The 26,307-nt window shown below is 69.5% G+C and carries 19 protein-coding genes and 1 pseudogene; 10 read left to right on the top strand and 10 right to left on the bottom strand.

The window, feature by feature from the left end:
- The 5 genes and pseudogenes from ACIQAC_RS39185 to ACIQAC_RS39165 form a co-directional block, all read left to right on the top strand.
- The coding region (locus ACIQAC_RS39185; RefSeq protein WP_402200232.1) for a polymorphic toxin-type HINT domain-containing protein at positions 1 to 6,576 on the top strand (6,576 nt) is incomplete at its 5' end.
- Between the two features lie 152 nt (positions 6,577 to 6,728).
- Positions 6,729 to 6,941, top strand: a complete 213-nt coding sequence (locus ACIQAC_RS39180) for a hypothetical protein (protein WP_402200229.1) — start codon at positions 6,729 to 6,731, stop codon at positions 6,939 to 6,941.
- A gap of 280 nt (positions 6,942 to 7,221) precedes the next feature.
- Positions 7,222 to 7,970 (top strand): annotated as a pseudogene (locus tag ACIQAC_RS39175) (transposase family protein).
- A 515-nt stretch (positions 7,971 to 8,485) separates the two neighbouring features.
- Positions 8,486 to 8,821 carry a hypothetical protein gene (locus ACIQAC_RS39170; RefSeq protein WP_402200227.1) on the top strand — a complete coding sequence of 112 codons (336 nt, stop codon included), beginning with the start codon at positions 8,486 to 8,488 and terminating at the stop codon, positions 8,819 to 8,821.
- Positions 8,822 to 9,219: 398 nt separating this feature from the next.
- A complete protein-coding gene (locus tag ACIQAC_RS39165) occupies positions 9,220 to 9,705 on the top strand; it encodes a hypothetical protein (RefSeq protein ID WP_402200225.1) in 486 nt (161 codons plus the stop codon).
- Positions 9,706 to 10,485: 780 nt separating this feature from the next.
- On the opposite strand, the gene ACIQAC_RS39160 is transcribed toward ACIQAC_RS39165, so the two are convergent.
- From ACIQAC_RS39160 to ACIQAC_RS39150, 3 genes are all read right to left on the bottom strand, one after another.
- The gene (locus ACIQAC_RS39160; protein ID WP_402200224.1) at positions 10,486 to 10,749 is read right to left on the bottom strand and encodes a DUF397 domain-containing protein; all 264 of its coding nucleotides are present in this window, start codon (positions 10,747 to 10,749) and stop codon (positions 10,486 to 10,488) included.
- Positions 10,746 to 11,615: a helix-turn-helix domain-containing protein gene (locus ACIQAC_RS39155; protein ID WP_402200223.1), complete on the bottom strand. Its 870-nt coding sequence runs from the start codon at positions 11,613 to 11,615 to the stop codon at positions 10,746 to 10,748. The genes ACIQAC_RS39160 and ACIQAC_RS39155 overlap by 4 nt, the downstream gene beginning before the upstream one ends.
- 84 nt (positions 11,616 to 11,699) lie before the next feature.
- Positions 11,700 to 12,800, bottom strand: a complete 1,101-nt coding sequence (locus ACIQAC_RS39150; RefSeq protein ID WP_402200220.1) for a pyridoxal-phosphate-dependent aminotransferase family protein — start codon at positions 12,798 to 12,800, stop codon at positions 11,700 to 11,702.
- 182 nt (positions 12,801 to 12,982) lie between these two features.
- On the opposite strand from ACIQAC_RS39150, the gene ACIQAC_RS39145 reads away from it, so the two are divergent.
- From ACIQAC_RS39145 to ACIQAC_RS39130, 4 genes are read left to right on the top strand one after another with little or no spacing between them, the layout of a single operon-like run.
- Entirely contained in the window at positions 12,983 to 13,831 is an 849-nt protein-coding gene (locus ACIQAC_RS39145; RefSeq protein WP_402200217.1) for a transporter substrate-binding domain-containing protein, read from the top strand.
- Complete coding sequence (locus ACIQAC_RS39140; protein ID WP_402200215.1) at positions 13,828 to 14,655, top strand: amino acid ABC transporter permease; 828 nt, start codon at positions 13,828 to 13,830, stop codon at positions 14,653 to 14,655. Before ACIQAC_RS39145 ends, ACIQAC_RS39140 begins: the two co-directional genes overlap by 4 nt.
- On the top strand, positions 14,652 to 15,458 hold the full coding sequence (locus ACIQAC_RS39135; protein ID WP_402200212.1) for an amino acid ABC transporter ATP-binding protein: 807 nt from the start codon (positions 14,652 to 14,654) through the stop codon (positions 15,456 to 15,458). The genes ACIQAC_RS39140 and ACIQAC_RS39135 overlap by 4 nt, the downstream gene beginning before the upstream one ends.
- A 25-nt stretch (positions 15,459 to 15,483) precedes the next feature.
- Positions 15,484 to 16,575, top strand: coding sequence for an amidohydrolase family protein (locus ACIQAC_RS39130; protein ID WP_402200209.1), 1,092 nt, complete (start codon positions 15,484 to 15,486; stop codon positions 16,573 to 16,575).
- A 12-nt stretch (positions 16,576 to 16,587) separates the two neighbouring features.
- On the opposite strand, the gene ACIQAC_RS39125 is transcribed toward ACIQAC_RS39130, so the two are convergent.
- A complete protein-coding gene (locus tag ACIQAC_RS39125) occupies positions 16,588 to 18,108 on the bottom strand; it encodes a carboxylesterase/lipase family protein (protein WP_402200207.1) in 1,521 nt (506 codons plus the stop codon).
- 466 nt (positions 18,109 to 18,574) lie between these two features.
- Between ACIQAC_RS39125 and ACIQAC_RS39120 the strand changes: the two genes are divergently transcribed.
- Positions 18,575 to 19,459, top strand: a complete 885-nt coding sequence (locus ACIQAC_RS39120; RefSeq protein ID WP_402200205.1) for an SCO1860 family LAETG-anchored protein — start codon at positions 18,575 to 18,577, stop codon at positions 19,457 to 19,459.
- A 451-nt stretch (positions 19,460 to 19,910) separates the two neighbouring features.
- On the opposite strand, the gene cobC is transcribed toward ACIQAC_RS39120, so the two are convergent.
- The 6 genes from cobC to cobM are packed head-to-tail and all read right to left on the bottom strand — an operon-like array spanning position 19,911 to position 26,213.
- Positions 19,911 to 20,963, bottom strand: coding sequence for an Rv2231c family pyridoxal phosphate-dependent protein CobC (gene cobC / locus ACIQAC_RS39115; protein WP_402200202.1), 1,053 nt, complete (start codon positions 20,961 to 20,963; stop codon positions 19,911 to 19,913).
- The gene (locus ACIQAC_RS39110) at positions 20,953 to 21,879 is read right to left on the bottom strand and encodes a sirohydrochlorin chelatase (RefSeq protein WP_402200199.1); all 927 of its coding nucleotides are present in this window, start codon (positions 21,877 to 21,879) and stop codon (positions 20,953 to 20,955) included. The genes cobC and ACIQAC_RS39110 overlap by 11 nt, the downstream gene beginning before the upstream one ends.
- Positions 21,876 to 22,463 (bottom strand): precorrin-8X methylmutase, encoded by a 588-nt coding sequence (locus ACIQAC_RS39105; protein WP_402200196.1) that lies wholly within the window; start codon positions 22,461 to 22,463, stop codon positions 21,876 to 21,878. The genes ACIQAC_RS39110 and ACIQAC_RS39105 overlap by 4 nt, the downstream gene beginning before the upstream one ends.
- Positions 22,460 to 24,169, bottom strand: a complete 1,710-nt coding sequence (cobJ, locus tag ACIQAC_RS39100) for a precorrin-3B C(17)-methyltransferase (RefSeq protein ID WP_402200194.1) — start codon at positions 24,167 to 24,169, stop codon at positions 22,460 to 22,462. The genes ACIQAC_RS39105 and cobJ overlap by 4 nt, the downstream gene beginning before the upstream one ends.
- Positions 24,166 to 25,398, bottom strand: a complete 1,233-nt coding sequence (cbiE, locus tag ACIQAC_RS39095) for a precorrin-6y C5,15-methyltransferase (decarboxylating) subunit CbiE (protein WP_402200192.1) — start codon at positions 25,396 to 25,398, stop codon at positions 24,166 to 24,168. The genes cobJ and cbiE overlap by 4 nt, the downstream gene beginning before the upstream one ends.
- On the bottom strand, positions 25,395 to 26,213 hold the full coding sequence (gene cobM / locus ACIQAC_RS39090) for a precorrin-4 C(11)-methyltransferase (RefSeq protein ID WP_402200189.1): 819 nt from the start codon (positions 26,211 to 26,213) through the stop codon (positions 25,395 to 25,397). Before cobM ends, cbiE begins: the two co-directional genes overlap by 4 nt.
- Positions 26,214 to 26,307 lie beyond the last annotated feature (94 nt).

Below are 26,307 nucleotides of genomic sequence, written 5' to 3'. Positions count from 1 at the left end.
ATGGTGAAGGTTCGTCAGGCGACCACCGGCCCGACGGAGACCGGCCCGGCCACCACCGGCAAGGGTCTGCGTACCCGCGGTGTCGCCCCGAAGCGCGCTGCCGCCGATCCCGGTACCGCGGTTGAGGTCGAGGTCAAGAACCCGGCCGCTGCCCGTGAAGTCGGTGTGCAGGGTGTGCTGTTCACCGCGGCTGCGGCCGACGGCAATCTGGCACCCGCTGCTTCGGGTTCGGTGGACCTGGAGCTGGACTACACGTCCATCAAGGACACCTACGGCGGCGACTGGGGCTCCCGGCTGCGGTTGTACCGTCTGCCGGCGTGTGCGCTGACCACGCCGGAGCTGGAGAAGTGCCGTACTCGTACCGCGTTGCCGGGTGCGAACGATCCGGCGGCGAAGAAGGTGACCGGTACGACGGATCTGGCGGCTGCGCCTGCGGTGTTCGCGGCTGCGGCTGCGGCTTCCGGTCCCGGTGGCAGTCACGAGGCGACTTCGCTGTCGCCCACCGGTTCCTGGATGGCGGGTTCGTCGTCCGGTGGTTTCGCGTGGACGTATCCGGTCGAGGCGCCCGAGGTTCCCGGCGGTCCGCAGCCCGAGGTCGAACTCTCCTATTCCTCGCAGGCGGTGGACGGCCGTACGGCTTCGACGAACGCGCAGTCGTCGTGGATTGCCGAGGGCTGGGACTACGAGCCTGGTTTCATTGAGCGGCGTTACCGTTCGTGCTCGGACGACAAGGCGGTCATCAAGGACGACGACGGCACGGAGCTCAAGCCGAACAACACTGGTGACAGTGGTGACCTGTGCTGGGGTTCGGATCATGTCGTGATGTCGCTGGGCGGCAACACCACCGAACTCGTGAAGAAGGACGGCACCGAGGAGTGGCGTCCGGCGGATGACGACGGTTCGCGCCTTCAGCGTAAGTCCGGTGTGGCCAACGGGTCCAAGGACGGCGAGTACTGGGTCCTGACCACGACGGACGGTACTCAGTATCACTTCGGTCTGAACAAGCTGCCGGGCGCTCCGGAGGGCACGGTCACCAATTCGGCGCTCACGGTGCCGGTGTTCGGCAACCACCCGACCGAACCGTGTCATGCGACGGCGTTCATGGATTCGGACTGCAAGCAGGCCTACCGGTGGAACCTGGACTACGTCGTCGACCCGCTCGGCGATGCCATGACTCTGTGGTGGACGAAGTGGTCCAACTTCTACGGCCAGAACATGAAGGCCGACCAGCAGGCGTCCTACGACCGCAACTCCCAGCTCTCGCGTATCGACTACGGTCTGCGCGCCGACAAGCTGTTCGGTGTCCAGCCGGCCGGCCGGGTCGCGTTCACCCTGGCCGAACGCTGCCTCGCCACAGCCTCGTTCGACTGTGCGGAGTCCAAGCGGACCGCGGCCAACGCCAAGAACTGGCCGGACACCCCGCTGGACCAGGAGTGCGCGTCCGGTGCCAAGTGCACGGACAAGTACTCGCCGACGTTCTGGTCGACGAAGCGGCTGACGAAGATCACCACGAGTGTGCTCTCCGGTACCGCGCTGAAGACGGTCGACTCGTGGGCGCTGGAGCAGACCTACCCGGCCACGGGTGACGGGACTTCGCCGGCGCTGTGGCTGGACTCCATCACCCGCACCGGTCACGGCGCCGGTGCCACCGCCGTGATGCCGAAGGTGTCCTTCGCGGGCATCCAGATGGACAACCGGGTGGACAAGGTGGAGGGCCTGCCGCCCTTCTCCCGCCTGCGGGTGCACGCCATCGACACGGAGACCGGCGGACGTATCGGCGTCACCTACTCGCCGCGTGACTGCCAGGCCCTGGCCCCGGTGCGGATGCCGGCGTCGCCCGAGTCGAACACCATGCGCTGCTTTCCGCAGTACTGGACGCCCAAGGGCGCCCTGAACCCGGTGAAGGACTGGTTCCACAAGTATCTCGCGACCGAGGTCCGCGAGGAGGACCTGGTCACGGACAGTCCCGCCAAGGTGACGTCGTACGAGTTCCTCGGCGGCGCCGGATGGGCGTACGACGACAGCGAGTTCACCGAGAACAAGCACCGCACGTGGTCGCAGTTCCGCGGCTACGAGAAGGTCCGCACCCGTCTCGGCGGGGGCAACGATGTCAAGCAGCTCACCGAGCACCGCTACTTCCGCGGCCTGCACGGCGACAAGCTGCCCTCCGGGACCCGGACCTCCACCGTCACCACCAGTGACGGCACCGACTACGACGACCTGGGCCAGTACCAGGGCCAGTTGCTGGAACAGATCACCTACGCCTCCGACGGCGGGCCGGTCGATTCCGCGACGGTCACCACCCCCTGGGCGGTGAAGACGGCGACGCGTAAGCGGGCCGGGACCACGCCGCTGGAGGCGTGGATGACCCGTCCGGAGACCGTCCGCACCCGCGAACGTGTCAAGGGTGACACCTGGCGCACCTCCACCGAGACCACCACGTACGACAGTTACGGACTGCCGACACAGGTCGAGGACAAGAGCCCCGGCGGCAAGGTCCGCTGCTCGACGGTCAGTTACGCCCGCAACACGACGGCGTACCTGATCGAGCCGGAGTCCCGCGAGAAGACCGTCCTGGGCGCCTGCGGCACCACGGGCGGCGAAGTCGTCGAGGACACCCGCACGTTCTACGACAACCTGGCCTTCGGCGCGGCCCCCACCGAGGGACTGCCCACCGAGGTCCAGGAGCTGAACGGCAAGGGCGACGGCTACGTCACCATCGACAAGACGGAGTACGACGTCCACGGCCGCGAACTCGCGACCTGGGACGCCGACAACCGCAAGACGTGGATGGAGTACTTCCCCGCCACGGGTGCCCGTCCGACGAAGCAGATCTCGCACGACCCGCTGGAGCACACGGAGACCACGGTCTTCGACGACGTCCGCGGTCTGCCACTGACCGAGGAGGACACCAACGGCAAAAAGGCCACGATGGAGTACGACCCGCTGGGCCGGCTCCTGAAGGTCTGGGAGATCGACCGCGATCCCGCGACCGAGACACCCACCGCCACCTACGACTACACCATCCGCCGCGACGGACCCACGATCGTCACCACGCGGACACTGAAGGACAACGGCCAGTACGCCACCTCGTACGAGATCCTCGACGGCCTGCTGCGCGAGCGACAGACCCAGGACAAGGCGATCGGCGACGGCCGGATCATCAACGACACCTTCTACGACAGCGCCGGACGTGTCTCGAAGGTCAACGACGGCTACTACAACACCGCCGCACCCGAACCCAAGCTCCTCCAGGTAGGCGACAACGAGGTCCCCTCCCAGGACCGCACGACCTACGACGGCCTGGGCCAGCCCACCGCCGAGGTCACCTACTACCGCGGCACGGAGAAACTGCGCACCACCACCGAACGCGACGGGGACGTCTCCACGACGACCCCGCCCAAGGGCGACACGATCACGGCGACCTTCGAGGACGCCGAGGGCCGTGTGGAGCGGCTGCGCGAGTACACCGACGAGGCGCGTACCAAGTGGCGGGACACCGTCTACGAGTACGACGACCTCGACAACCTCCGCAAGGTCACCGCACCCGGCGGCGCCGCCACCACCTTCGAGTTCGACAAGCGCGGTCGTCAGACGGCGATGACGGACCCCGACGGCGGCCGCACCGAGCTGGTGTACGACAACGCGGACAACGTGGTCGAGACGATCGACCCGCTCAAACGGTCCCTGTTCACCACCTACGACGACGGCGGACGTCCGACCACCCTGCGCGAGGGCAGCACCACCGGCCCCAAGCGCATGGAATGGACGTACGACACTCTCGGCAAGGGCCTGCCCGTCGCGCAGATCCGCTACGAGGGCGGTCGTGAGTACCGGGAGGAGGTCACCGCATACGACGACGCCTACCGGGTGAAGAAGTCGCAGACGGTGATCCCTGCCGAGGAGACGGGCCTGGCGGGCACGTATGAGTACCAGTACTCCTACACGCCGACCGGCAACCTTGCCTGGGTGTCCGTGCCCGGCATTGGCGGACTGGTCACCGAGCCCGTTGTCTTCCGTTACAACTCCGACGATCTGCCGATCTCCATCGGCGGCACGTCCAACTACCTCACCAACGTCCAGTACTCGGCGTTCGGCGAGATCCTCCGCACGGACGCGGGTCCGGCGGGCAAGCAGGTGTACGGGTCGTACATCTACGACGAGTTCACCCGCCGCCTTCAGACATCCACTTTCGACCGCTCGATCAACCCGGGCCGCATCAACGAGACGCGGTACGGCTACGACGAGGCCGGCAACGTCACCAGGATCACCGACGCGCCCGGCGCGGCGGTGGAGGGCAGCGGCGAGAGCGACACCCAGTGCTTCGTCTACGACAAGCTCAGGCAGATGACCTCCGCCTGGACGTCGAAGACGAAGGACGAGTGCGCGGCGGCGCCGACGAAGGAGACGGTCGGGGGTCCGGAGGCGTACTGGCAGTCGTTCCAGTACGACGAGGCGGGCAACCGCAAGCAGCTCGTCGAGCACGACCCGACGGGTGACACCGCGAAGAACGTCACCCGTGACTACGTCTACGGGAAGGCGGGCGTAGGCGGCCCGAACGCACTCGCCGAGGTCAAGTCCACCGGCCCACAGGGCCAGACGCTGGCCACCTTCGGCTACGACAAGGCCGGCAACACCACCGGACGCCAGCACGGCGGCACCAACCAGACCCTCGAGTACGACATCGAGGGCCAGCTGCGCAAGGTGACCCAGCCGGTGGAGGGCGGCGACACCAAGACCACGTCGTACCTCTACGGAGCGGACGGCCAACGTCTCATCCGCACCGGAGCGGACGGCAGCCGCACGCTCTACCTCGGCGAGGCGGAGCTGACCGTCAACGCGGCCAACACCACCAAGAAGGCGGAACGCTTCTACCCGCTCCCGGACGGCTCCACGTTCGTCCGCGCGACCGGCGGCACCCGGCAACTGATGCTGGCCGACCACCACGGCACCTCCAACACAGTGGTGGACATGGCGGATCCGGCGATGCGGGTCACCCGGCGCAAGTCAATGCCGTTCGGTGAGGCACGCGGGCAGACACCCACATCCTGGCCCGGACAGCGCGGCTTCGTCGGCGGCACGGTCGACGAGGACACGGGCCTGACCCGCTTGGGTGCCCGTGACTACGACCCGGCGACGGGCCGGTTCATCCAGGTCGACCCGATGGTCGACTACGGCCAGCCGGCCACGATGAACCCGTACGCGTACAGCAACAACGCACCCGCCACCTTCTCGGACCCGTCCGGGGAGTTCTTCCCGATCCTGATCGGCATCGCGGCCCGCATCGCCATCCAGGCGGCGATCCGCGCGGCAGCCCGCCGCGCGGCGATCATCGCGGCCCGCAAGGCGGCCCAGGCGGCGGCCCGCCGCGCCGCGGCCCTCGCCCGCAAGCGCGCCATCGAGGCCGCCAAGCGTGCGGCGGCCAAGGCCCGCCGGGAAGCGGCCCGCAAGGCAGCCGCGGCCAAGCGCGCGGCGGCCAAGCGGGCAGCAGCCCGCGCGGCGGCCAAACGCGCGGCGGCCCGCAGGGCAGCAGCCCAGGCACGCGCCCGCGCGGCGCGCGCGGCGGCCCAGCGGGCAGCGGCCCGCCGTGCGGCAGCCCGCAAGGCAGCAGCCCGCCCGAAGCCGCGGGCGAAGCCCCGCTCCCAGCCGAAGCCACGACCAAAGCCGCGCCAGGTACAACGCGCGGTGAAGAAGGTCGCGAAGGAGGTCCGGGAGGAGGCCAAGGACACCGTCAAGGAAGAGGCGCAGGGTGCGGCCTGTGAAACGGCCAACAGCTTCGTCCCCGGCACCAAGGTCCTGATGGCCGACGGCTCGACCAAGCCGATCGAAAAGGTCAAACCCGGCGACAAGGTGGTGGCCACCGACCCCAAGACGGGCCGGACATCCATCCAGACAGCGGCGGCGACGATCGTCGGCAAGGGCAGCAAGGACCTCGTCCGCATCACGCTGAAGATCCACGACGGCTCCACGGCCAAGACCGACACCACCACGGTCACTGCGACGGCCGGCCACCCGTTCTGGGTGCCGTCCTTGCGGGAGTGGATCGACGCGGGCGAACTGAAGCCCGGCCAGTGGGTCCAGACGTCCTCGGGCACCTGGGTCCAGATCAGCGCCGTCAAGGCGTGGACGGCCAAGAAGGCGACAGTCCACAACCTGACCGTCACTGACGTCCACACGTACTACGTGCTGGCGGGAGAGGCGCCGGTTCTTGTCCACAACTGCGGCGTCAGCATCAAGCAGGTGAAGATGGCGCTGGGACGAGCCGGTATGAGCGTCTCGAAGTACGACATCGTGCATGTGCCGCAGATCCGCACCGCTGAAGGCATTCCCGCCTATGGCAACAGCCCCCACGACGGTTCAGGGCAGTCGAACAAGGGGCCGCGTGGGCGTCCGGTGATCCAGATCTCCGACATGGGGCTCGCCGATATGGACACGGCCGTGGCCACGATCTACCACGAGATCTACCACCACCGGATGTATCGCATTTGGCCGAACTCCATGGGCGGAAAGGAAGGCGCGGCGGAGGCATATGGCCAAGCTATGCTGAGGGTCTTCAAACGGAGGACGCGTTCGTGACTCAGGTGAAGCGCTTCATGCCTTCGGAGATCGAGACGCTCGGGCGGGAGCGGGACTTCCTGCGGGACCAGTCGGAATGGCCTTGTCCGGCATGTGGGGAAGTGGCGGTTCGCTCCTACTGCAGAGCCACGGAGCATGCGAATCGTCCAGCGGTGATCAGCTACACGTGGTGCGCTGCCTGCCGCAGGGCGGCGGGTGCGACCAGCCCGCTGCCGCCCGGGCTGACCTTCTCGGATCCGTGGCGGGACGTGGACCCCGCGGCGTGGGAGGAGTTCGACAACAGCCTTCCCAGACTCCTCGTCCGACTCGACCGACTGTGGGAGGACGGCGTGCTGCCGCAGAGCTTCAGTTGGAAGCGGCGGTAGCGCCCGCGTCGGCGCCACACTGAGAGGTCGCGATCGATGGGAGCCCCGCCGGACGACTCGGGTTCTAATGAACGCCGCAGCACCCGACGTCCGGGTGGGCGATGAAAGACAGAAGCACAGTCGGGGGGCGCCCGAACGGTAAGCGGGTGCCCCCCGAGGTCCCTAAGCCCTTTCAGCTCGGCCACCGATCGGGTGACGCCGACAGGGTGCGCAACGCACGAGGCTCCCGTGCCGTTGGGGGAGGTGTTCGAAGTCTCAACCCACAGGCACAGGAGCAGCGTTGGTTCCGTATTCTGCCGCACTCGACCTGCCGCACGCTCTGGTCGAGTGGGTAACCCTGCTCATCGTCACCCGCGAGGGTGACCGACGGTGCAAACTCCCGCCGCACCAGCGTGCGCTGGTCGGCCTGGTGTACCTGCGCCGCCAGACACCCTCGCCCAACTCGCGGCAGGCTTCGGCATCTCCGTCGGCACCGCCCACGCCTACACCGCAGCCGTCATCGCCCTGCTCGCCGACCGCGCACCCGGGCTCCTGCGGAGCCTGCGCGAAGCCGACCCCGACTACGTCCTGCTCGACGGCACCCTCGCGGAGTGCGACCGGGTAGGCGAAAGTCGCGCCGACTTCTCCCAAAAACACCGACGTCACGGCGTGAACGTGCAGGTGGTGACCGATCCAGCTGGACGACTGCTGTGGATCTCGCCCGCACTGCCCGGCCGCGCGCACGATCTGACTGCGGCCCGCACCCACCGGATCATCCGAATCTGCGAATGCCAGGGCATCCCGATCCTCGCCGACCGCGCCTACATCGGAGCCGGCCCATGGGTGACAACACCCCTCAGACGTCCACCGAGCCGCGACCTCACACCAACCCAGCGGACCGTCAACCGCACGCTGTCGGCAGCACGCGCCCCGGTCGAACGCGGCATCGCACGACTGAAGTCCTGGCGCATCTTCCGCAAAGCCCGGTGCAGTCCCAACCGCATGTCGTCAATCGCAGCCGCCATTCTCACCCTGAAGCGGCACCGCTGAAAAGGCTCACTCAGCTGATCGCCTCCTGGATCCGGGAAGCAGCTCGCGCGGGAAACTGGACGAGGGTCGACAAGTTCGCCAACCTGGCCGCCCCCTTGCAGGCGCCGGGCCTCGGCGGGGCTCTTCAGGAGATCCTTGCCGTTCACCGCCGCCCGGTAGAGGCATGACCGTGCGGAGCAACCCGGGAAGTCGCTGGGGAGGCTGCCACCGGCAACGGCGTTGTGGCCTGCCTGGGCGCGCACCAGAGCTTGCTGGAAGATCTTGACCCGGAGGTCTATCCGGAGTGGGGCGAGCTGCTGTCTGCCCTTGACTGACGGCTCAGGCGTGGGTCAGGGGCAGGAATTCCGTCCACGCCGCCACGGAAACCGTGAACTGCGGGCCACTCTTGGTTTCGAGTCGCGGATGTGGATCGCCCCGTGAGCGATATTAGTTGATCATACTGTTTGGGGTGCCTCGTACTTGCTGGCTCGCGGGGCACACCAAACTGGGTAAACAGGCTGGTAGAAGGTGGCCACATGCGTGAAGATGAACTCGAGGAGATCGAGGAGTTGTGCACTGCGGCGACTCCGGCGCCTTGGTTCGTTAGGACCTTGGACGATGACTCTGCCATGAATCTTGTGGTGGTGAGCACGACTCCCGACACTGGTGCTGCCGAGAGGTGGCCGAACTTTGATCATCGAGACATGATTGCCGCAACTTTGGTTCAACATCCGCGATACGTCGATTCTGGCGACGAACGCTGGGACGAGAACGCGGCCTTCATCGCAATGGCGCGGGAGGCTGTGCCGCGCCTTGTGGAAGAGGTTAGACGACTCCGGGCCCTGCTTGCGGGTGAGGGGAGCGGCCAATGATCGGCTATTCGGGCTTCTTAGCTAATCATGGAACCGGGGTCTGAATTCAAGAGGATCTCGTGGAGTCCTCGGTGAGATCCGGGAAACGGACGCGGTCGCCTGCCTGTTCAGGGTGGCGGAAAGGTCGGTGGACGAGGGCGCTCCCGCGTACTGGCTGTGCCGGAGGTTATCTCTCGGCTCGAAGGCTTGGCGCATGAGGCAGAGGGAACTGATAGACGCCGGCGATTTCCGAGGTGTCATAAAATGGACGTAGATGACATTCGTGCCAGCTTTCGGCAACAAATACGATGAGGTGATCGTGGAGATGCGGATGAGCCTCGGCCGGAATAAGGCCCTTCGAAAATAGGCCTCAGATCGGCAGAATCCCTAGATATTGCGCAGAAAGAAATGAGATTCGGGTGTCGTCGGATTGGAAAGTTGAGATCGTCGAGTGTGGTGACCTCGTGCAAGACGATGATGAGGTCGCTCCTCCCGACGAGGCTGAGCGTCGGTGGAATCGATATGTCGAGCTGGCTGATTCGGTGACTGGCGACGAAGGCCCAGCTGGTGTTGCAGCGATCGTTTCTTCCTTGAAGGCTGAGGAGGATTGCGGGGCCTACCAAGCAGCGCATGCAGCTTTGGGTCGCTACCCTTGTTCGGACCTCGGCCAAGGAGTGGCTGGCGCGGCCAAGGAACTTCTTTCCATTCCCCGGGACGGGAGTGGGAATATCCTTCTAATCCTGTCTCAGGCTGGTCCCGTGGCAGTGAATGTCTTCAATGAGGCTATGCATGCAGTCGATCCGGATGTGCGGGTGTCAATTCGTGAACTTGTGGAGTTCCACGAATCCGAGGAGTGGCTCTCTGAACGCAGCGCTCAGAAGGTTCTTCTGGTGCCACGGACATAGCGGGAAAGTGCGAATTCAAAAGCCCCACCGGCGGTGGTGCCGGTGGGGCCTTCGGGTGTCTTGACGGCAACGGTGACGGCAAGGTCAACGGACAGGGTTGTCATCCCCCGGTGCCGGGAGCCGCCTCCAGGGTGTCGATGGCCTGACGCTGGAGGCGGAGGCGGACGTGTGGTGGTGCGCAAGGCAAGTGAGTAGGAGGAGTCGTCCAAGGCGGTGAGGTTCTGCCAGTGCCTACGGTCAGTGCGTCCACCGTCAGTGACTTAAGTCATGAATCGTCGTGAACTCTCGGAATCGCTCGCCAAGGCCGGGTTGCGTTTGGAAGGAGTCGCCGACACGGAGGATCCGCTCATTCCGCCGACGCTTGCGACGTTTGCCGCTAGTTGCGACTCGGATGATGGTGCCTTTGGGGGCTCGGTAAGCTTGGATGACACCAGCTTGCGGGACAAGGCGAACGCTGAATGGTATCGACTGGCGCGGCAGGGTGAACTCTTGGGCGGAGTTGGCGCCAAGTTTCTGGTGGCAGTTGACTGTCTCGCCGAGGATTCTCCTCGGTGGTGGTGGGTGCGGGTCGAGTTGTTGGATGAGTGGGACATTGCTGGCAAAGGTGCGGCGTCTGGAATTCTGGGGAACGCACCCTGCCGGCCCTCATTTGTCATGCTTTCCCTGGATGGTCGAGTCATCATGAGATGCGACCTCGGGCAGGCGTCAGTCGATTTCAGCGTCGTTCCTGAAGCTCGTTACGCTCACACCCTCCGGCAACATGGGGAATGGATGGCCGGATCACCGCGTGTCGATGACTGCACCCGCGCTGCGATAGGACGCTGGCTGGGCGGACTCCCGGATCGCACTCCGTCCAGAAGTGATCAGTGAGGCCAGGGTCAGGAACTCCGTCCAGGTCGAAGCGGAGACGGTGACCCGGGGGCCTTCCTTGTGCTTGGAGTCCCGGACGTGGATCACCTTGGGACAGGAGGCGACCTCTACGCAGTCGTCACCCTGCGAGCCGCTGTAGCTGCTCTTGAACCAGGCCAGTTCGGACGTGTTCATAGCGCTCCTCGCATTCGCTCCAGCAGGCCTCTGGAGTCCTCGGGTGAGAGGGCCTGCGAGCGCAGTTTCGCATAGCGCTGTTGGAGGAGGCTCAGGGCTTTCGCGTCAGAGATGAGACGGCCGTTCTCCTGCCCCTCCGAGTACGCGAACCACCGGTTCTCAGGCGTCTCCAGGAGTCGCAGCGGTCCGTCCAGACCGGAGTGCACCGGTGACCGCAACGGCATGACCTGCACCTCCACGTTCCAGCGCCGTTCCGTCAACTCCAGGATCCGGTCCAGCAGTTCGCGTGTTACCTCCTCCCCGCCCGTATGCCGCTCTAGCACCGCCTGCTCGACGATGAAGGTGAACGCACACGGCGGCTGACGCTCCGTCGACAGGAGAGTCTGGCGTTCCAGCCGCGCGGCGACCCGCTCGTTCAGTGTCTCGGTGTCAGGGATCGGCGGCACACTCAGCGAGACGGCCCGCGCATACGCCTCCGTCTGCAACAACCCCGGCACCACCCGGCATTCATACGTGTACAGACTGATGGCCACCCGCTCCAGCCCCGCCCACTGCCGGAACCAAGCCGCCAGCCCCGGCTGCCGTACCAGATGGGCCGCCGCCTTCCGTAACGCGCCCGTGGCGCCGAGGGCCTCGTCCGCGCGCTCCACGAACGCCGCGTCCGGCATGCGCCGCCCCAACTCCACCGAGGCCACGGTGTGTTCGGAGTACCGCACACGCTCTCCGAGCGCCGCCCGGCTCAACCCCGTGTGTTCACGCAGCGCCTGGACCACCGCGCCGAACGTCCGCAGACTGTCCGACGACTCCGGTTCGCCGCCCTTGCTGATCGCATCGTTGGCCACTGTCAGCCACCTCCCGCGGACCATGGTCACGAGCTGTGACGGGTACTGTCCAGAGGGTGACCATGTACGCCGTACCCGCGTACGTGGCCGCTGACCTGGGAGAAAGGTCTACGCAGCCGCCGTGTCCGCCGCCCGCAGCGCGCCGACGACGTCCACGTCCAGCCCCTGTTCGGCCAGCGCCGCCCCCAGCCCCGTCAGGCAGCCGCGCACCGCGCCCGGCGTCGCGTCGGCGCCGTAGTGGTTGACGCGGATCATCTCCTTGGCCAGCGCGCCGCCGCCCGCCGCGAGGGGGAGTGACGGGTCGGCCGCGAGGGCCCGCGCCACCAGCTCCGAGGCGACGACTCCCGCCGGGGTCCGCAGGGTCGTCGCGACCGGTGCCGCGTCCGCCGCCTCGTATACGTACGGCTCCAGACCCCCGCCCAGCGCGAGCGCCCCCGCGCGGGTCGCCGCCGCCGACGCCCGGTGGCGGTCCATCACCGTGTCCAGGCCCTCCGCCTCGATGCGGGCCACGCACGCCTCAAGTGCCAGCATCTCCAGCTGGGCCGGCGCGTGCAGCAGCGCCTTGCGGCCGCCGTCGATCCAGCGCTCCTTCCAGTCGAGCAGAGACAGGTACGACCTGCGCGGTGCGCCCGGGTTGGCGGCCATCCGGCCCCACGCCCGCTCGCTCACCGACACCGCCGACACACCCGCCGGGCCACCCATCGCCTTCTGCGCCCCGATCACGCACAGGTCGACGCCCCACGCGTCCGGCAGTACCGGCTCCGCGCCGACCGAGGCCACGGCGTCCAGGTAGAAGAGGGCGCCGTGCCGTCGTACCACCTCGCCGATCTCCGCGACCGGGTTGGTGTTGCCGGTCGCAGCCTCCGCGTGGACCAGGGAGACGAAGTCGATCTCCGGGTGCTCGGCGAGGGCCCCGGCGATCTGCTCCGCGGTGACCGCCGTGTGGAACGGCACCGCGAGGTCGTGCACGGTCGCACCGCAGTCCCGCAGCCAGTCGCCGAACGTCTGGCCGTAGGGGCCGGTGATCACGTTCAGGGCCGTCGTGCCGGGACCGGCGGTCGCGCGGATCGCGCCCTCCAGCGGCAGCAGTGCCTCACCCTGCATGATCACCACGTCCTGCCGGGTGCCGAGCAGCCGGGCCACGCGGTCCTCGATCGCCGCGAAACGGGCGGCACTCAGCGGGGCGAGGTCGAGAAAGGGGTGGGTCACGGCGGCGCTCTTTCGGTCACGGACGGGGGTGGTTCGACGCAGTCGAGCGTAACCGGGAGTGTCCCGGCGCTCCCGCACCGGTGACTTCTTAGGCTGGGCGGCCACGTGGCCATGGGTTTGTTTTGGGTGACTCAAACCCATCCTTATAATCAGATGACTCAGTTCCCTCACTGGAGGTCTCCGTGAACACGGTCCTCGGGCGCCGCGCCCGCATTCTGGCCGCCATCACCGCGACGGCAGGTCTGGTGCTCGTGGCCGGCTGTTCGTCGGACGACGACGCCGGCAGTGGCAGCAAGACCGCCGCGGGCGGTGTCGAGCTGGTCAAGGCGGGGCAGCTGACCACCTGCACCCACCTGCCGTATCCGCCGTTCCAGTCGGAGATCGACGGCAAGGTGCAGGGCTTCGACGTCTCCCTCATCGACCTGGTCGCGAAGAACCTCGGCGTGAAGCAGGAGATCGTCGACCAGCCCTTCGAGAACTTCAAGACCGGTGGCTCCCTCAACGCCGACCAGTGCGACCTGGCCGCCGCGGGCATGACCATCACCGACGAGCGCAAGAAGAACGTCGACTTCTCCGACCCGTACTTCGACGCCACCCAGGCCGTGCTCGCCGACAAGAAGAGCGGCATCACGTCCTTCGCCGACCTCAAGGGCAAGAAGGTCGGCGCGCAGGCGCAGACCACCGGTGAGGACTACGCCAAGAGCCAGGGCCTCGACCCGGTCTCCTTCGAGTCCTCCGACGCCGTCCTCAACGGACTGCGCACCGGCCAGGTCCAGGCCGTCGTCATCGACTACCCGGTCGTCCAGGGCTGGCTCAAGGACAAGGCCAACGCCGACGCCTTCGAGGTCGCCGACCAGATCAACACCGGTGAGCAGTACGGCTTCTCGGTGAAGAAGGGCAACACCAAGCTCGTCGACGCCATCAACAAGGCCCTCGCGGACGCCAAGGCCGACGGCGAGTACAAGAAGCTCTACGAGCAGTGGATCGGCCCGTACGACGAGGCCGCCGCCTCCCCGTCGGCCTCCTCATGAGCGAGGCGAAAGTCCAGCCGAAGCGTTCGGGGCTGACCCGGACCCAGCGGCGGAGCCTCTCCCGGGGCGCCCAGTACGTCGTGTTCGTCGGCGCGCTGGTCGCCCTCGGGCTGAGTGCTGACTGGGGGCGGCTGAAGAACCAGTTCGCCCAGTGGGACATCGCCGAGCAGATGTTCCCGGACGTCATCACGCTCGCGCTGAAGAACACCGTGCTGTACACCCTGACCGGCTTCGCCGTCGGTTTGGTGCTCGGCATGGTGATCGCCCTGATGCGGCTGTCGTCCGTCGGTCCCTACCGCTGGGTCGCCGGGGTCTACATCGAGATCTTCCGTGGTCTGCCCGCCCTGCTGATCTTCATCTTCATCGGGGTGGCGGTCCCGCTCGCCTTCCCGGGCACGGAGATCCCGGGCGGCACCTACGGCAAGGTCGCGCTGGCGCTCGGCCTGGTCGCCGCCGCCTACATGGCGGAGACCATCCGCGCGGGCATCCAGGCGGTGCCCAAGGGGCAGATGGAAGCGGCGCGTTCGCTCGGCTTCTCGCCGGCCCGCGCGATGATCTCGATCATCATCCCGCAGGCGTTCCGGATCATCCTGCCGCCGCTCACCAACGAACTCGTCCTGCTCTTCAAGGACTCCTCGCTGGTGCTGTTCCTGGGTGTCACGCTGGAGGAGCGCGAACTGTCCAAGTTCGGCCGCGACCTCGCCAGCCAGACCGCCAACTCCACGCCGATCCTCGTCGCCGGCCTGTGCTATCTGCTGGTGACGATCCCGCTCGGCTTCGTCGTACGCCGCATGGAGGCGAAGGCCCAGGAGGCCGTGAAGTGAGCAACCCCCAGATCCTCGTACGGGACCTGCACAAGTCCTTCGGCGACAACCACGTGCTGCGCGGCATCGACCTGGAGATCGGCCAGGGCGAGGTCGTGTGCGTGATCGGCCCGTCCGGCTCCGGCAAGTCCACCCTGCTGCGCTGTGTGAACCTGCTGGAGGAGCCGAGCAAGGGACAGGTCTTCGTCGCCGGTACGGAGATCACGGACCCGGACGTCGACATCGACGCCGTACGGCGTGGCATCGGCATGGTCTTCCAGCAGTTCAACCTCTTCCCGCACCTCACCGTGACCGAGAACCTCACGCTGCCCCAGCGGCGGGTGCTGCGCCGGGACAAGGCGGAGGCGGCGCGGGTGGCGGCGCAGAACCTGGAACGGGTCGGCCTGTCGGAGAAGGCCGCCGCCTACCCGGCCTCCCTCTCCGGCGGCCAGCAGCAGCGGGTGGCCATCGCCCGCGCGCTGTCGATGGAACCGTCGGTCATGCTCTTCGACGAGCCGACGTCGGCACTCGACCCGGAGCTGGTCGGGGACGTGTTGGCGGTCATGCGCAGGCTCGCCGAGGAGGGCATGACGATGATGGTCGTCACCCACGAGATGACGTTCGCCCGCGAGGTCGCGGACCGGGTGGTGTTCATGGACGGCGGAGTGGTCGTCGAGGACGGCACACCGGACGACGTCATCACCAACCCCCGCCACGAACGCACCCGCCACTTCCTCTCCCGCCTCCTGGACCCGGCGATGGCCGAGGTCGAGGAGGAGACCGTCGGCGACGAGGTGGACGGTCGGGTGGGGAAGACCGACTGAAGGCCGACTGACTAGTGTGCGGTGCATGAGCGATGGCGCTGTGCTGCACGTGAAGGGCAGGGTCCTGGCCGGCCCGCAGGACGTCCGCGACGAACTGTGGGTGGTGGACGGCCGTATCTCCTACGACCGTCCCGTCACCGCCCGCGACGTGGTGACGGTGACGGGCTGGACCCTGCCCGGTCTGGTCGACGCCCACTGCCATGTCGGCCTCGACTCGCACGGCCCGGTCTCCGCGGACGTGGCCGAGAAGCAGGCGCTCACCGACCGGGAGGCGGGGGCGCTGCTGCTGCGGGACGCCGGTTCGCCCTCGGACACCCGCTGGATCGACGACCGCGAGGATCTGCCGAAGATCATCCGGGCGGGCCGACACATCGCCCGCACCCGCCGCTACATCCGCAACTACGCCTGGGAGATCGAGCCCGAGGACCTCGTCGCCTACGTCGCCCAGGAGGCCCGGCGCGGTGACGGCTGGGTGAAGCTGGTGGGCGACTGGATCGACCGGGACCTGGGCGACCTGTCGGCGTGCTGGCCGCGGGAGGCGGTGGCGGCCGGCATCGCGGAGGCCCACCGCCTGGGGGCACGGGTGACGGCCCACTGCTTCGCGGAGGACTCCCTGCGGGACCTGGTGGAGTCGGGCATCGACTGCGTCGAGCACGCGACGGGTCTGACGGACGACCTGATCCCGCTCTTCGCGTCCCGCGGGGTGGCCATCGTCCCCACGCTGATCAACATCGCCACCTTCCCCGCACTCGCCGAGGGCGGCCAGTCCCGCTTCCCCCGCTGGTCGGCCCATATGCGCCGGCTCCACGAACGCCGCTACGAGACGGTCCGCAACGCCCACGACGCCGGTATCCCGGTCTACGTCGGCACGGACGCGGGTGGGACGCTCCCGCACGGTCTGGCGGCGGCCGAGGTGGCGGAGCTGGTGACGGCCGGTATTCCGGCGGTGGAGGCGATCTCCGCGGGGACCTGGGGCGCGCGCGAGTGGCTCGGACGGCCGGGGCTGGAGGAGGGGGCCCCGGCCGACCTCGTGGTCTACGAGACGGATCCGCGCGCGGACGTACGGGTGATGGCGGATCCGCGGCGGGTGGTGCTCAACGGGCGGATCGTCGGCTGAACCGGGTGTTGGTCACCTGTCCCCGGTGAGCAGGGGCAGGGTGTCGAAGGTGTGGTGCTCCCACAGGCGCCGGGAGGCCTCCTCCGGGTAGGGCGCGGTCGCCGGCTCGGCGTCCAGGACCCGGGTCAGGCGCCGGTCGAGGTCGTAGGCCGGCCAGCCCGGCAGACCGTCGACGGCGAAGGACGTCCACGCCGAACGGATGTGCGCGGACAGGGCTTCCGCCTCGGGCGCCGACCCGACCCCGAACCACTCGTTGCCGATGCCGCTGAAGTCACCGAAGGTGAGCGGCACGTCGAGGGCGTGACAGGCGCCGAGGGCACCGCCGTTCGCCGGGGCGGCCCAGGTCAGCTCGTACAGGTGGGCCTGCCCGCCGCCGGTCAGCTGGGCCTGCGCGAGATGCAGCGTCGGCATGCGGAAGTACCAGTCGGACTGGACGAGTTCGTGCAGGGTCTCGTCGGAGGCACCTGGGTACGCGGCACGGTAGCCGGTCTCCGGCTCCGGTCCCGGCCCGAACAGCCGCAGGGTGGCGGCCGTCCGCTCGGCCGTGATCTTCCCCGACCGCCCGCTGAGCGTGACGAACAGCCGGAACTCGTCGCGGTTGTGACCGGTGATCAGCGGCACCTCGCGGCCCGCGCCCTCGGCCAGCGCCCGCCAGGGGTACTCGGGCAGGATCTCGCCGTCCACCACCGGCGCGAACGGCGTGACGGCGTACGCGACCATCCCCCAGCGGTCCACGTGCTGCCGCGTCGAAGGCATCGCCGCGGTGGCCGACTCCGTGAGCTTGTCCGGGTCCACGGCGGCGAGGGCGGCGGCGGTCGGGGCCAGACCGAGCGGTTCGACCAGGACGCCCGCGATGTCGGCGGCCAGCGCGCCGGAGAAGAAGGCGCCGGGCACACTCTGCGCGATCGCCCGGTGGAACAGGCCCTTGGCGCGGGGCATCGTCAGGAGCGCGGCGATCGAGCCGGCGCCGGCCGACTCGCCGAACACGGTGACCTGACCGGGGTCACCGCCGAACGCGGCGATGTTCTCCCGCACCCAGTGCAGCGCCGCGACCTGGTCGAGCAGACCGCGGTTGGCGGGCGCGCCGGCCAGCTGTCCGAAACCCTCCAGGCCGACGCGGTGGTTGAAGGTGACGATGACCATGTCCCGTTCGCGGGCGAGCCGGCCGCCGTCGTAGCCGGGCTCCGCCGAGGAGCCGGTCGCGTAGGCGCCGCCGTAGATCCACACCATCACCGGACGCCGGGCCGCCCTGTCCGGCGCCGGGGTCCACACGTTCACCGTCAGCCAGTCCGGTGAGCCGGCCGGCTCCACCGGCGTGCCCGGCGCCAGCGCCGTCTGCGGAGGTTTCGGGCCGAACGCGAGGGCGTCCCGTACGCCGTCCCACGGCAGCGGGGGGCGGGGCTCCGCGAACCGGTCCTCGCCGACCGGCGGCCGGCCGAACGGAATGCCGCGGAAGACGGCGAGACCGCCCTCGACGCGACCGCGTACCGCACCCGCTGAGGTCTTGGCCACGGGCGGCGGGCTGGTGTTCATGAGCGCTCCTTCAATTGCTTGTGGAAGAAGTCCACCACCCGCGGGCATTGCGGCGGGGACGCCCACGGCCGAGTCGCTGCGCGGATCACGTCCCTCATCATCACCTGTTCCATGGCCTGGAAGAAGCTGGTCAGCACACAGGAATCGCCCAGCAGGCGCGCCTTCCCAAGCCCTGACCAAGAGCTGTCAATGACGCGTCAAAGGTATGGCGAGTTCCGGACTTGACGGATCGTTACGGAGGGGGGTGGCGGGTCGTTGTGCACCCCGCGCAAACGCTGGGTGCCGCCCCGGGCGCTCGAATGAAATCTGATGCTCCGGTGAAGTTGTGGAACACCGGTGTCAGGAGAATCGAATCTGTTGACGGAAAACCCACGTTTGGGTGAAGTGACGCAGGATCGCCGTCCGTTCACTCTCAGTGCGTAATTCTTACGGGGTCCCAAGCTTGTCTCTTATGGGGGTCCCACCCTTGAACAGCTCCAGCTTCCGTATGCCCGCACGCCGCATCGCCGTCGCCGCGTGTGCCACCGCCCTGGCCGCCGGTCCCGCGGTCCTCGGCGGCGCCGGTGCCGCGCACGCCACCGAGGAGGGCCGCGCGAGCGCGCTCGTCCTGCGGACCGGCCTCGACGTGAGCCTGCTCAACAAGACCGTGAACGTCCCGCTCGCGGTCACCCTGAACGAGGTCCAGGCACCACGGTCCGCCGAGAAGACCGCGCTGACCGTCGAACTCGACGGTGTCGACGGCGGAAAGCCCTTCAGTGTCCTGAGCGCGGAGGTCGCCCAGGCGCGGGCGACCGTGGAGAACGGTACGGCGGAGGGGTCGACGCGCCTGGCCCACGCCAGACTCCACGTCCCGGGTCTGCCGCTGCTGTCCCTGATCGAGGTCGAGGACGTCACGTCCAGGGCGACCTGTGCGGCGGGGAAGAAGCCGGTCGCCGAGTCCAATGTGCTGGGGTCGGTGACGGTCCTCGGCAAGAAGGTGACGCTGACTGCGGGGGGTACGACGGAGGTCACCGTGCCGGGGGTGGGTGATGTGCGCCTCGACCTGTCCAAGCGGGAGACGACGTCGCGGACGGCGGCCGCCACCGCGCTCGAACTCAACGTGTCCGTGAACCCGTTGAAGCTGAACGTGGCGGAGGTGCGGGGGGTGGTGACGCTGGTGAAGGCGACGTGCGAGGCGCCTCCGGCGGTCGCTGCGCCGACGAAGCCGGGAGTCAAACCCCAGGGTGGTCCCGTCGAGGCCGACCTCGCCGAGACCGGGGGCAGCTCGGCGACGCCGTACATCGCGGGCGGTGCGGTGGCGCTGCTCCTGGCGGGCGGTGGCGCCTTCGCGCTGACCCGCAGAAGGAACTGACACCTGCGGCCTGGTGGCGGCATTCGCGCAGTTCCCCGCGCCCCTGATAGCCGACGGGTGCGGGCCCGGTGGGGGTGTTCGCGCAGTTCCCCGCGCCCCTGAGGGGGGAGGGGGGGCCGTCGTGCGGCTGGTGCGGGCCGGTGGGGGCTGGTCGCGCAGTTCCCCGCGCCCCTTTCGGCGCGGGTTGGGAGGCGCCTTGCCACCCGCAACCCACCCAGGGCATGAGGAACAGCCCGCACCCGACCGACGACCGGTACCCCCAGGGGCGCGGGGAACTGCGCGAATCACCCCCACGGGCCCGCGCCCGGCCAGCGACCGGCACCCCTCCAAGGGGCGCGGGGAACTGCGCGAAACGGCCCCACCGGGCCGCGCTCGGCCGGCGACCGGTAGCACGCAGGGGCGCGGGGAACTGCGCGATCGGCGCCCACCGGGCCGCGGTCGAAGGGGTTGGTTAGGGGCCCGCGGGCAGGGCGTCGTGCAGGGCCTTCAGGAACGTGTCCGTTGTGGCTCGGTCGCGCACAGCCACCCGCAGCCACTCCGCCCCCAGCCCGGGAAACGTATCCCCACGCCGGACCGCGAAGCCAAGAGCGCGCAGGCGTTCACGGACCGTCAGCGCATCCCGCATCCGGATCAGGACGAAAGGCCCCTCCGCCGGACCCACCACCCGCACCCCGGGAACCTGTGACAACCCGTCCACCAGATAACCCCGATCAACCCCCACGCGATGCGCGGCATGCCCCGCCTCGGCCACCGCCCGCGCCCCCACACACACCTCCGCCGCCACCAACGCCGGCGACGACACCGGCCACAACGGCTGCGCCCGCCCAAGCTCCGCCACCACCCCCGGCGGGCCCAGCACATAGCCGACCCGCAACCCCGCAAGCCCCCACGTCTTCGTCAGACTCCGCAGCACCACCAGCCCCGGCACATCCGTCCGCCCGGCCAGGGCCTCCCGCTCGCCGGGCACCGCGTCCATAAACGCCTCGTCCACCACCAACACTCGCCCGGGCCGGGCGAGTTCGACGATCGAGGCCGCCGGATGCAGCACGGACGTGGGATTCGTCGGATTGCCGATCACGACCAGGTCGGCATCCTCCGGCACGGCCCCCGCATCCAGCCGGAACCCGTCCTCCGCACGCAGCAGCACCCTGCGGACCTCGTGCCCGGCATCCCGCAACGCCGCCTCCGGCTCGGTGAACTGCGGATGCACCACCACCGGCCGGCTCACCCGCAACGCCCGCGCCAGCAGCACAAACGCCTCCGCCGCGCCCGCGGTCAACAGCACCCGCTCCACGGGAAGTCCGTGCCGCGACGCCACCGCCGCCCGCGCCCGCCGCCCGTCCGGATAGGCCGCGAGCCCGTCCAGCGAACCGGCGATCACCTCCCGCAACCAGACCGGCGGAGTGTCCGCACGCACGTTCACCGCCAGATCGACCAGCGCCGAACCGTCGTCGCGGACCTCCGCGTCCCCGTGATGCCCCAGGTCGGGCCCCTCAGTGCGCATGGGAAGGGGAATGGGCGTGACCGTGACCGTGATGGTGGTGACCGTCGTCGTCCGGGTGGAAGTGCGGCTGCTGCGCCAACCCCACCTTGTCCTCGAACCCCGGCATCGCGATCCGGTACACACACGTGTCGCAGTTCATCCGGAGATCCCCCCGCACCGCCTCCTCGTACCGCTCCCACACCAGGTCGAGCAGCTCCGGCTCCGGACCGATGACGTCCGCCGACACCACCTCCACCTCCGGATGCGCGGCGGCCCAGCCCTCCGTCTGGTTCCGCACCCGCACCGGCAGGATCCCGGTGAACAGGAAGTAGGGGAGTACGACGATCCTGCGCGCCCCCAGCCGCACACACCGGTCGAGACCGCTCGGCACGTCCGGCGCCGCCAGCGAGACGAACGCCGTCTCCACCCCGGCGTACCCGCGCCCCTCCCACAGCAGCCGCGCCGCCTTGTGCACCTCGGCGTTGGCGTCCGGGTCCGTCGAACCGCGCCCCACCAGGAGCACGGTCACATCGGCACGGTCCGACGGTGTACGGCCCGCGGTGCCGAGGGCCTCGTCCAGCCGCCGCTCCAGGACCGAGAGCAGCGCCGGGTGCGGGCCCAGCGGACGGCCGTACGTGTACGAGATCCCGGGGTGCCGCTCCTTCTCGCGGGCCAGCGCCGCCGGGATGTCACCCTTGGCGTGCCCGGCGGACACCAGCATCAGCGGCACCGCGGCGAACCGCCGGACACCGCGCTCCACAAGCTCGGCGACGGCCTCGCCCAGCGGCGGCGGCGACAGCTCGATGAAGCCGCCCGCGACGGGCAGTTCCGGATGGCGGCGGCCCAGCTCACGGACGAAGTCGCGGAACGCCTCTGCTCCGGCGTCGTCCCGGGTGCCGTGGCCGGCGATGAGCAGGGCGGGCGGCGGGGTGGTCACTGTTTCTCCTCAGCGGAAATCGGGTGGTACAGCAGGGCGTTGAGCGCGGCGGCGGCAACCGCCGACCCGCCCTTCTCGGACACGTTGCTCACGGCGGGCAGTCCGCTCCCGCGCAACGCGGCCTTGGACTCGGCCGCCCCGACAAAGCCGACGGGCAGCCCGACGACCAGGGCCGGGGCAGCATCCAGGGTGAGCAGTTCCTCCAGGGCGGTCGGCGCGCAGCCGATCACCCAGATCGCACCGGGGCCGACCTGCTCGAAGGCCAGCCGCATCGCGTGCGCCGAGCGCGTCAGCCCCGGACCCGACACAGCGTCCTTCAGCCGGCACACCGTCTCGCGGCGCGTGATCCCGGCCGCGACCATCTGGACATCCGTGACCACGGGCGCCCCGGCGTGCAGCGCCGCGTGCGCGGACACCAGATCGGCCTCGGCCGTCACGAGGTCGGAGGCGTACTCCAGGTCGGCGGCGGAGTGGATGACCCGCTCCACCACCGCCCTCGTGAGCGGCGGGAAGTGCGAGGTGTCGAGCCGGGCACGCAGCCGCCGGAACGACTCCTGCTCGATGGGATGAACAACGCGGTTCACCGGACTCCCTCCCGAGCGCTCTCCTGCCAGCGGTAGCCGCGCGGCGTCACCATACGACCCGAGATCTCCCTGGTCGCCGTGTTGCCGACGGTCACCACCGTCATCATGTCGACCGTCGCCGGATCGAGTGCGGCCAGGGTCGTCAGCCGGGCGGATTCGTCCGGCCGTGAGGCATTGCGCACCACACCGACCGGCGTGCCCGGCGCGCGGTGCTCGGCGAGGATGCCCAGCGCCTTCGGCAACTGCCAGTCCCGGCCCCGGCTGCGCGGGTTGTAGAACGTCACGACGATGTCCGCCTCGGCCGCGGCCCGCACCCGGCGCTCGATCACCTCCCACGGCGTGTGCAGATCGGAGAGGCTGATCGACACGTGGTCGTGCCCGAGCGGCGCCCCGAGGATCGCCCCGGCCGCGAGCGCCGCGGTGACACCGGGCACTCCGATCACGTCGATGTCGTCACTCGCCTCGGCGAGCGCGGGCGAGGCCATCGCGTACACCCCGGCGTCCCCACTCCCGATCAGCGCCACGGCCTGTCCCCTGCGCGCCTCCTCGACGGCCGTCCGGGCCCGCTCCTCCTCGGCGCCGAGTCCCGACTCCAGCACCCGCGTCCCGGGCCGCAGCAGATCCCGGACCTGATCGACGTACTGATCGAGTCCCACGAGCACGGCGGCCCGGCGGAGTTCGGCCTTCGCCCGGGGTGTCATGAGGTCCCGCGCCCCCGGTCCCAGCCCCACCACGGCCAGCCGCCCCCGCACGGGCAGCCGCACCACGGCACAGGTCACCATCGCCGACTTCCGCTTGGGCACCAGCAGTTCACCCCCGTGCACCAGGGCAGCCGCCTCGGCGACGGACGGCGTCCCCACGGCCACGAGCGGCGCGTCGGACGGATTCGGCACCTCCACGCCGGCCAACTCCCCGGCGGAGTGAGTGACAAGGGGCACACCAAGCCGCGCGGCCGCCTCGACGATCCCCACCTCATCGGCCTTCGCGTCGACGGTCGCGAGGCGAGCGACGCTACGAGGCGACAGTCCCGCCTCCCGCAGACACCCGTCAATCAGCGCGAGCACTTCGTCCACGGGCGCGTTCCTGGACGCACCAACACCAATGACAAGCGAAGGCGGTCGAAGGAGGACCTCACCGTCGCCGATGTCGAGGGCTCGATCCGTGACCCGCACGATGGCGCCGGTGCCGGGCACAGCCCCCAATGTCGGGTTCTGCTCCATGAAGGGCAACGAGGGCAGCGGCCAAGGCACTTCGACGTCCAGCTCGACGGACTCCCCGTCGAGAAACGCCCGAGTCACGCCCGCCACGTCCCCCTCACAGGGCACCCCGAGCTGATCCAACCCCAACACCCCGACGGAGTCCGTCGCCGTGGTGACGACAGCCTCCGCCCCCAACAACCCCGCCACCTCAGCGGCCAGCGCGTTCGCGCCGCCCCCGTGCCCGCCCAGCAGCGACACGGCGAACCGCCCGCCCTCGTCGACGCACACCACCCCGGGGTCGGACGCCTTGTCCACCAGCAGCGGGGCGACCAACCGCACCACCGCCCCCGTGGCCAGGAAACAGACGATCCGCTCGCACTCCGCGAACGCGGCCCGTACGGCGTCCCCGACGGGCCCCTCGTACACCCGCGTCCGCTCCGGCCACGCCGCGGCCAGCCGGTCCCGCGCCACCGCCCCCGCCGCGGTGGCGGAAATGAGCCCGATCACTGGGCAACTCCTTCACGAGTGACGGGGGTTCGAGTCCCCCACAGCAGAAAGACGGGGTTGGTGGCCGCGAGCCGGGTCACGTCCCCCGGCAGCGGGGCCAGCCGCGACGACTGCAACAGCACCCCGTCGCAGTCGAACCCGGCACCGACGAGTGCCTGACGGGCGGCCGGTACCCGGTCGAGCGCGGCCATCGCCACGACGACCGACCGGCGGGCCCGACGGGCACACGCGGTGACGACGGCGGCCAGCTCACGCCCGCCCCCGCCGATGAACACGGCGTCCGGATCGTCGAGTTGAGAGAGCGCGACCGGCGCCTCACCGTGCACCACCCGCACCTCGACACCGTGGGCGGTGGCATTGGCGCGGATCCGCTCGACACCGTCCGCGGTCTTCTCCACGGCGACGACGGCCGCCCCGAGCCGCGCGCACTCGACGGCGACGGACCCGGACCCCGCGCCGACGTCCCAGACCAGCTCACCCAGCCGGGGCCCGAGCCGGGCCAGCGCCAGCGCCCGCACCTCGAACTTGGTGATCATCGAATCCCGGTGGGTGAACTCCCGCTCGTCCAGCGCCCATCGACCGGGCCCAACGGCCGCCCCCGCCACTGTCCGTGCGGCGCCCGGCACCCGCGTCTCGTCCAGGCACAGCACCACACTCACCGCCGTACCCCAGTCGCGTCCCGCGGCCTCGGCGGCGGTCACCCGCTCCACCCGCTCGTGCTCCGGGTCGCCCAGCGCGCTCGCCACAACCAGCATCCGCCCGCCGGGCAGCGCGGCACCCAGCTCGGCGGGCCCGGCGCCCGGTCCGGTCAGGACCGCCACCTTGGGCTGCACCCGGCACACGTTCACCGCCGTCCGCAGCTCCCGTCCGTGCGCGCTGACGACGACGGCGTCGTCCCAGGTCAGCCCGAGCCGTGCGAAGGCGGTGGCGACGGACGAGACACCGGGCCGTACCTCCAGCCGCCCGGACCCGAACCGCTCGGCCAGCGCCCGCACGATCCCGAAGAACCCGGGGTCGCCCGAGGCCAGCACGGCGACCGGCCGGTCCTTGGCCACGTACTCCTCGATGGCGTCGAGCGCCGGCGCCAGCGGACCGAGGACGATCCGCTCGGCCGTCTCCGGCAGCCGTACGGCGTCCAGGTGCCGCCGCCCGCCCACCACGAGTTCCGCGCCCGCGAGGACCTCGGCGTCCAGCGGCGCCCCCGTCCCCGTACCGACGACCGTGATCACGTGCTCGCACCCCGTTCGCGCAGGGCCCGCCGGGCCGCCGGGTCGGCCTTGCGGTGACCGTGGAAGTGGCCCGGGTGGTAGAGGTGCGAGCGGGTGCCGTGGGCGTCGAGGGCGGGGCCGACGAGGAACAGCGTGTGCTTCCACAGCTTGTGCTCCTTGACCGTCTCCTCCAGCGTGCCGATCGTGCACTTCACGACCAGCTCCTCGGGCCAGGTCGCCTGGTACGCGATCACGACCGCGGTGTCCGTCGGATAGCCGCCCTCCAACAGCTCCCGCACCAGCTGCCCGCTGCGGGCGGCGGACAGGAAGATCGCCATGGTGGTGCCGTGCCGGGCGAACTCCCGTACCTCCTCGCCCGGCGGCATCGGGGTCTTGCCGCCGCCGAGCCGGGTCAGCACGACGGACTGGGCGACCTCGGGGATCGTCAGTTCGCGCTGCGCGAGCGCGGCGACCGCGGAGAACGACGAGACACCCGGCACGATCTCGGTCGCGATCCCGAGCTCCGCACACCGGTCGACCTGCTCCTGCGTGCCGCCCCACAGCGCGGGATCGCCGGAGTGGATCCGCGCCACGCGCAGCCCGTCCCGCCGGGCCCGCTCGTACACGGCCACCACGTCCTCCAGGGACATCACGGCCGAGTCGAGGATCTCCGCGCCCTCGCGCGCGTGTTGCAGAACCTCCGCCTGGACCAGGCTCGCGGCCCAGATCACCACGTCCGCGTCCGCGATGGCTCGCGCGGCACGGAACGTCAGCAGGTCGGCGGCGCCGGGGCCGGCACCGACGAAGGTCACTTTGCCGGTGGGGGCATCGGCCATGGGTTCGGATTCCTCTCGTACTGAACGGGTCATTGCGGACATCAAGGGGTGGACGTCAGGGCGAGTACGGCCGTCCGGGGCGTCGGAACCACGC

The organism is Streptomyces sp. NPDC088387 (assembly GCF_044753385.1).
GTDB lineage: Bacteria > Actinomycetota > Actinomycetes > Streptomycetales > Streptomycetaceae > Streptomyces.
The sequence above is the reverse complement of the archived record's forward strand: the minus strand, read 5'-3'. Positions and strand labels throughout refer to the sequence as shown.